The sequence below is a fragment of the Candidatus Parvarchaeota archaeon genome (assembly GCA_016866895.1).
GTDB lineage: Archaea > Micrarchaeota > Micrarchaeia > Anstonellales > VGKX01 > VGKX01.
In genome coordinates this window covers 1-5,384 of record VGKX01000079.1, presented here as the reverse complement: position 1 = coordinate 5,384, position 5,384 = coordinate 1, and the positions used below count along the sequence as shown (strand labels likewise).

The window sequence follows — 5,384 nt, the reverse complement described above, 5'->3', positions numbered from 1 at the left end:
AGGAGAAAAGAACCTGGCATATTACCATGCAATGTATGGCGGCTGGTGGATGTACAGCTCTAAAAACTGCAGGATTGAGACAAAACTTGACACTCAGACTGATTCCCAGGTCAACTTTAAGGCAAGCAACCCCACAATAAAAAAAGGCTGGAACTTTTTCACAATCCAGCCATTCATGGTCGGCAAAAACATGAAGGAGATGCTGGCAAACTGCAATGTTGCCAAGGGCAATTACTGGAACCCGAGCAAAGGCCAAAGAGGCGGCGGCACGAACGACCAGGGCTGGCATTATGATGATGATTTTGTTGTAAGAAGCGTCCCGACTTCGGCTTCCCCGATTCCGGCAAACGCAGTTGGAGCAACTTACCTGCTCAAGTTCGGCTCTGACTGTAGGCTAAACATTGCGGATGACGATACGCCTGCTGCACCCCCGACGCTTCCATGAAAAACAAGACCTTGCCTGCAGAAAATGGAAATCCAGGTGCAATAATCAACGCATTATGCCCTAGGAGGGGCACAGAAAGGCATTAAAAATTAAGCTTCGCTAAAATAGCCAAGGAAAGATACTTAGGCAACTTCTTGCCTGGCTGTTTTTAGGATTTGTTGGCCTGCCATACAATAAAAGGTGAGTTTCCATGAACATTAGCAAATACGAAAAAGCAAGGATAATAGGCGCACGCGCGCTTCAGCTTATCTCTGGTGCCCCGCCACTTGTAGAGGTGCCAACCAGCCCCACTGCAATGAAAATTGCCGAAGTGGAGCTTGAGGCCGGGGCAATACCGCTTGTGGTGCTGCGGCAGCATATCGCCTGATTGGCGGCTTTGTGCCCAGGCTTAGTTGATTTGACTCTAGGTTTTTGAAAAAGAGCTGATAAAAGTAGTTTTGAAAAAAAGATTTGAGTGACTTTATGTTTGGCAAGATTCCTTCTTTTGAGACAATACTGCGGCTTGGCGGCCTTAGGATACGCCTCAAGCGCTCAGGCATGTACCAGATAATACCTTTCAGGCTGACTTATGAAAAGCTGCAGATTGGCGACGTGCCGTATCTTTTAACAGACAAGATAATTGACATGCCTGAGCTGACACGGGTTTGCAACGAGTACAATTTTCCAATCATTGCAAAAAACGGCAAGGCATTTCCAACAGGCAAGACTGCAATAGATTTTGTGATAAAAAAACCCCAGCAGGCCGGGGCGTCAGGGCAAATTGTGGCGCCCGCGCAGGCAGGTGCTATACAGGCACAAGATACAGTAGCACACGGACAGGCAACTGCCAAAAAACCAGATGCGCAGCCAGCTGCATCCGCCTGACTTATTTTTTGAAATTCATTTCTTTTTCAAGTTCTGGTTCGCTTTTTTGCTTATCGCCTAGCCTTCAACAAGTTTTCTTACGTCAAGGTCGTAAAGCTTCTTGCTCCAGTCCACCTTGTCGCCGGCCATTTTTCGCTTTCCTTCGCAAATCTGCATGATTTTCACTGCAATGCCTTCCGGGGTTGAGGATGTGGTGTCAAGCTCTATAACCTGCCTGTAGTTTCTCTCGCAGCTGACGGTGCAGTAGTCAAGCATTTCGGCCAGGGAGTTTTTTGCTATTTTAGGCGCGCCATAGCCCCTTTTTTCAAGCCTTGATTTTAACTCATCCGGGTTGCAGCGCAAGACAAACGCAATCGCACCACCTATTTTTATCTCGCAGGCAAGGTGCCCCTCGATTACAATGGGCTTTTCAAGGTGCGCCAGTACCGACTTGACAACTTTTTCAAGTGTTTTGATATCAACCTCATGAGCCTTGTCCTGTGCATCGTATTGCCCCAAAAGCCCGCACGATTTGGCAAGGCCGTTTAAGTCAAGCACGTGCCAGTCCGATTCACAAAGCACCTGTGATACCCTGGTTTTTCCAGTGCCCGGGGTGCCTGTAAGGACAACGATGTTTTTTGTGGCCATTTTCTCACATGGTTAAGCGATTGTTTCCCCTGCTGCGCCTTGGACTATAAAGCTGATGCCGTTTTGCTGATTATCCCCTTGGCTGCCCTTAGCTGCCTTTTGCCAAACACTGTTGCCTTGTAGTAGACCCGCCTCCCCGCACCTGCAACCTCAAGCAGGCCTTCTGCCTTTAGCCTGTAGGCCACGATGTAGCACATGATGCGCCCGGGCCGAAAGCCAAACCTGCGCTCAATCTGGTCTGGGAGGGTGTATGCGTGGATATTTCCTTTTGACGCAAGCGAAACAATGTAAAGCCACAGGTTGCCTGAGCGCAAAAGCGTTTCGACTCGGGAAAGCGCCCTGCTTGCGTGTGGGCTGGCACTTGTTCCTGGAGCCTTGCTTATTTTCCTTGCTGCCATCAGGCAGGATAGGTTGGTGCAAGTATATAAAGCTCTAAGGGAAAAGGCATTCAGTCGTATAGTGCAACAGCAAAAAAGATGTTTTGAATGGGAAAATTCCATTTTGGAATGCTTATTACTGCCTTGGCGATTTTCTGCCTTTCGCCAAGCTCTTTGCCAAGCCAAAACGTTCTTGAAAATGCAGAGCTTGAGATTTCCAGAGTGATACCGCAAGATGCGACCTTTAATGTCCAGTGGCTGGATGCGGCAAACGAAAGCCATGCGATAGTAAAAACCTCGGCAGGCTCTACGCTTGTTTTCAGGGTTGGCAGGGAAGGTGGGACAGTGCTGCTTGAAAAGGAGGGGAAGATTGAAGCAGTGCTAAGGCAGGCTGCAATCAAAAACGGCGATACGCCCCTTGATGCAAGGCTTGTGGAGCAGCTTAGCTTGCAGGTGCTCAAGCTCAACGGGACGCGGCAGGAGGAGATGGTGTGCAGGAGATACATGGGCAATGAAAAAAGCCTGTGCAGCACAAGGGACGAGTGCCAGAAGGCATGCTATGGGGTGACTTCTCTGTGCAGGCCTGTTGCAGAAGGGGCGGGTTTTGACTTTATTGATGCAATAGTGCAGTATAACGAAAATGTTCAAAAATTTGACTTGGAGGTTTTGGATGACGGCAGGCTGCTTTCGGACTTCAAAGCCCGGCAGGATGGGAAAGCGCTTGAAGCATATCTTGCGCATGTGAGCAGGATTTTTGCCCATGTATCAAACCTTTCTTCCTCGAGCCTCAAAAAGTCCTACTACTTTTGCCCGACTCCAGCCTATGACATGACCGGGATAACCATAAAGCGCGAGGAGCTTGTCAAGGCCATTGCCAAGGCACAGGGGCTTATGAGCGCAAAGGATGCGGCAGCCCAGTCCGCGCAAGCTGCAACAAAAATCCTTTCTGCAAAAGGCGGCAAGAAAGAAGGGCAAAAATCTGCGGCAAGCGGCAATGGCAGCAGGCGAGGGCTTGAGGTTTTGAAGTCCTGGGGGCAGCGGGCGTTTTTCGGCTTTGCCCTTGAGATGGAAATGACGCGCAGGCAGGCCAAGTAGCCCGCCTTGGCCAGGACACACCGGTGCAATGGCCCCATAATTGCATTCTGGAAAGGTATTTATATGCTGCATAAATAATATAATGTGGCATAAATAGCATTAGGCATTGGCAGATGCCAGAAACAGGCTTGACAGTTCTGTCCAATATACGAAAATTGACGGTGGTTTTCAAATGGCAAAAGTCAAAATCAGGCAGGCATCTGGAAGGCTTGGCATACTCACCCCCGGGCTTGGCGCCGTGGCAACAACGTTTATTGCAGGCGTCATGCTTGCGCGAAGGGGCGCCTTGACGCCTGTTGGAAGCCTCACGCAGCTCCAGACAATTCGCCTTGGCAAGAGGGGCGAAAACAAAACTCCGCTGATTAGGGACTTTGTGCCCCTTGCAAATCTTTCTGATATTGAATTTGGAGCATGGGACATATTCCACGACAATGCCTACGAGGCTGCCATAAAGGCAGGCGTGCTTTCAAAAGAACACCTGGATTTGGTCAGAGATGAGCTAGAGAAAATAAAGCCCATGAAGGCGGTGTTTGACAGGAATTATGTGAAAAATATAGACGGGCCAAATGTAAAGAAAGGGAAAACAAAAATGGGTTTGGCACAGGCAGTCAGGCAGGATATGCGCAACTTTAAGGCTGAAAAGAAGCTTGACAGGATGGTTGTCGTGTGGTGCGCAAGCACTGAAACCTACACCGAGCCCTCACAGGTGCACAGCACCATTGAAAGTTTTGAAAATGGGCTTGAGAAAAGCGACCCTGCCATTCTCCCCTCCATGATTTATGCCTATGCGGCGATTATGGAAGGCGTGCCATATGCAAACGGCGCGCCCCATCTGACACTTGACATCCCCGCACTTGAGCAGCTTGCCAAACTCAAAGGCGTGGCCATTGCAGGCAAGGATTTCAAGACAGGCCAGACGCTTGTAAAAACTGCGGTTGCGCCAATGCTCAAATCCAGAATGCTTGGCGTGCGCGGGTGGTTTTCAACAAACATACTTGGAAACCGCGACGGGCTTGTGCTTGACGACCCAGGCTCCTTCAAAAGCAAGGAGGTCAGCAAAAAGTCAGCACTTGAGCACATCTTCCAGCCAGACATGTACCCCCAGCTTTACAAGGGCATGTACCACAAGGTGCGCATTGAATATTACCCCCCGAAAAACGACGACAAGGAGGGATGGGACAACATAGACATCTTTGGCTGGCTTGGCTACCCCATGCAGATAAAAATCAATTTTCTTTGCAAGGACAGCATTTTGGCAGCTCCAATAGTTCTTGACCTGGCACTTTTCATGGACCTGGCTCAGCGTGCTGGAATGCGCGGGATGCAGGAATGGCTCTCGTTTTATTTCAAGGCCCCAATGCACGCCTCGTCCCTTTACCCTGAGCATGACTTATTTATACAGCATACAAAGCTGAAAAACACGCTGCGCTACCTTATGGGAGAGGATTTGATTACGCACCTTGGAATGGAGTATTATGATTATTGGGGAAAACAAGCGGAAGAATAGGCAAGGGCTAGGCTCCCTATTGAAACGGAAAAAACCGGAAACAAACACTTAAAAATGTGAATGCACATATTTATGTGTGATGTAAATGGTAAATATCACCCTTTCCGTATCCGACACGCTGCGTCTTGAGATGAATAGGCACAATGACATACGCTGGAGCGAGGTTGCGCGCAATGCAATAGTTGAAAAGATAAAACAGCTGCGCAAGCTCGAAATCCTGCGCAAATATGTGGAAAAAGAGCCTTTTTCTGATGCTGACTTGCGCTGGATGGATGAAAATGATTGGCATCCGGTTGATGAAAGGCCAATGAAAAAAACTTTCATTAATACCTTGAAGGCCTCGCGCAGGGAAAAATCCAGCCCTACGACAATAGATGCGCTTTTCAAGTGAGATAATGTATTCCCTCGAAAAGACTGACGAGTGCAAAAGGCAAGTCCATAAGTTGGCTTCAAAAAACAAGGCCTTGGA

General features: G+C 48.8%; 7 protein-coding genes. 5 read left to right on the top strand and 2 right to left on the bottom strand.

Features of this window, described 5'->3' with window-relative positions:
* The first annotated feature begins 635 nt into the window (after positions 1–635).
* Complete coding sequence (locus FJZ26_03800) at positions 636–812, top strand: DNA-directed RNA polymerase subunit K (GenBank protein ID MBM3229530.1); 177 nt, start codon at positions 636–638, stop codon at positions 810–812.
* Positions 813–907: 95 nt separating this feature from the next.
* A complete protein-coding gene (locus tag FJZ26_03795) occupies positions 908–1,309 on the top strand; it encodes a hypothetical protein (GenBank protein MBM3229529.1) in 402 nt (133 codons plus the stop codon).
* A 57-nt stretch (positions 1,310–1,366) separates the two neighbouring features.
* On the opposite strand, the gene FJZ26_03790 is transcribed toward FJZ26_03795, so the two are convergent.
* Both FJZ26_03790 and FJZ26_03785 read right to left on the bottom strand, forming a co-directional pair.
* Complete coding sequence (locus tag FJZ26_03790) at positions 1,367–1,936, bottom strand: hypothetical protein (GenBank protein MBM3229528.1); 570 nt, start codon at positions 1,934–1,936, stop codon at positions 1,367–1,369.
* Positions 1,937–1,980: 44 nt separating this feature from the next.
* Positions 1,981–2,334 (bottom strand): PadR family transcriptional regulator, encoded by a 354-nt coding sequence (locus tag FJZ26_03785; GenBank protein MBM3229527.1) that lies wholly within the window; start codon positions 2,332–2,334, stop codon positions 1,981–1,983.
* 87 nt (positions 2,335–2,421) lie between these two features.
* On the opposite strand from FJZ26_03785, the gene FJZ26_03780 reads away from it, so the two are divergent.
* The 3 genes from FJZ26_03780 (at position 2,422) to FJZ26_03770 (ending at position 5,306) form a co-directional block, all read left to right on the top strand.
* On the top strand, positions 2,422–3,408 hold the full coding sequence (locus FJZ26_03780) for a hypothetical protein (GenBank protein MBM3229526.1): 987 nt from the start codon (positions 2,422–2,424) through the stop codon (positions 3,406–3,408).
* Between the two features lie 172 nt (positions 3,409–3,580).
* Positions 3,581–4,915, top strand: coding sequence for an inositol-3-phosphate synthase (locus FJZ26_03775; protein ID MBM3229525.1), 1,335 nt, complete (start codon positions 3,581–3,583; stop codon positions 4,913–4,915).
* 85 nt (positions 4,916–5,000) lie between these two features.
* Entirely contained in the window at positions 5,001–5,306 is a 306-nt protein-coding gene (locus tag FJZ26_03770; protein ID MBM3229524.1) for a hypothetical protein, read from the top strand.
* The last annotated feature ends 78 nt before the right edge of the window (positions 5,307–5,384 follow it).

Coding starts and splice junctions, on each gene's coding strand:
- FJZ26_03800 (MBM3229530.1), top strand. CDS start 636: ATGAACATTAGCAAATACGAAAAAGCAAGGATAATAGGCGCACGCGCG.
- FJZ26_03795 (MBM3229529.1), top strand. CDS start 908: ATGTTTGGCAAGATTCCTTCTTTTGAGACAATACTGCGGCTTGGCGGC.
- FJZ26_03790 (MBM3229528.1), bottom strand. CDS start 1,936: ATGGCCACAAAAAACATCGTTGTCCTTACAGGCACCCCGGGCACTGGA.
- FJZ26_03785 (MBM3229527.1), bottom strand. CDS start 2,334: ATGGCAGCAAGGAAAATAAGCAAGGCTCCAGGAACAAGTGCCAGCCCA.
- FJZ26_03780 (MBM3229526.1), top strand. CDS start 2,422: ATGGGAAAATTCCATTTTGGAATGCTTATTACTGCCTTGGCGATTTTC.
- FJZ26_03775 (MBM3229525.1), top strand. CDS start 3,581: ATGGCAAAAGTCAAAATCAGGCAGGCATCTGGAAGGCTTGGCATACTC.
- FJZ26_03770 (MBM3229524.1), top strand. CDS start 5,001: ATGGTAAATATCACCCTTTCCGTATCCGACACGCTGCGTCTTGAGATG.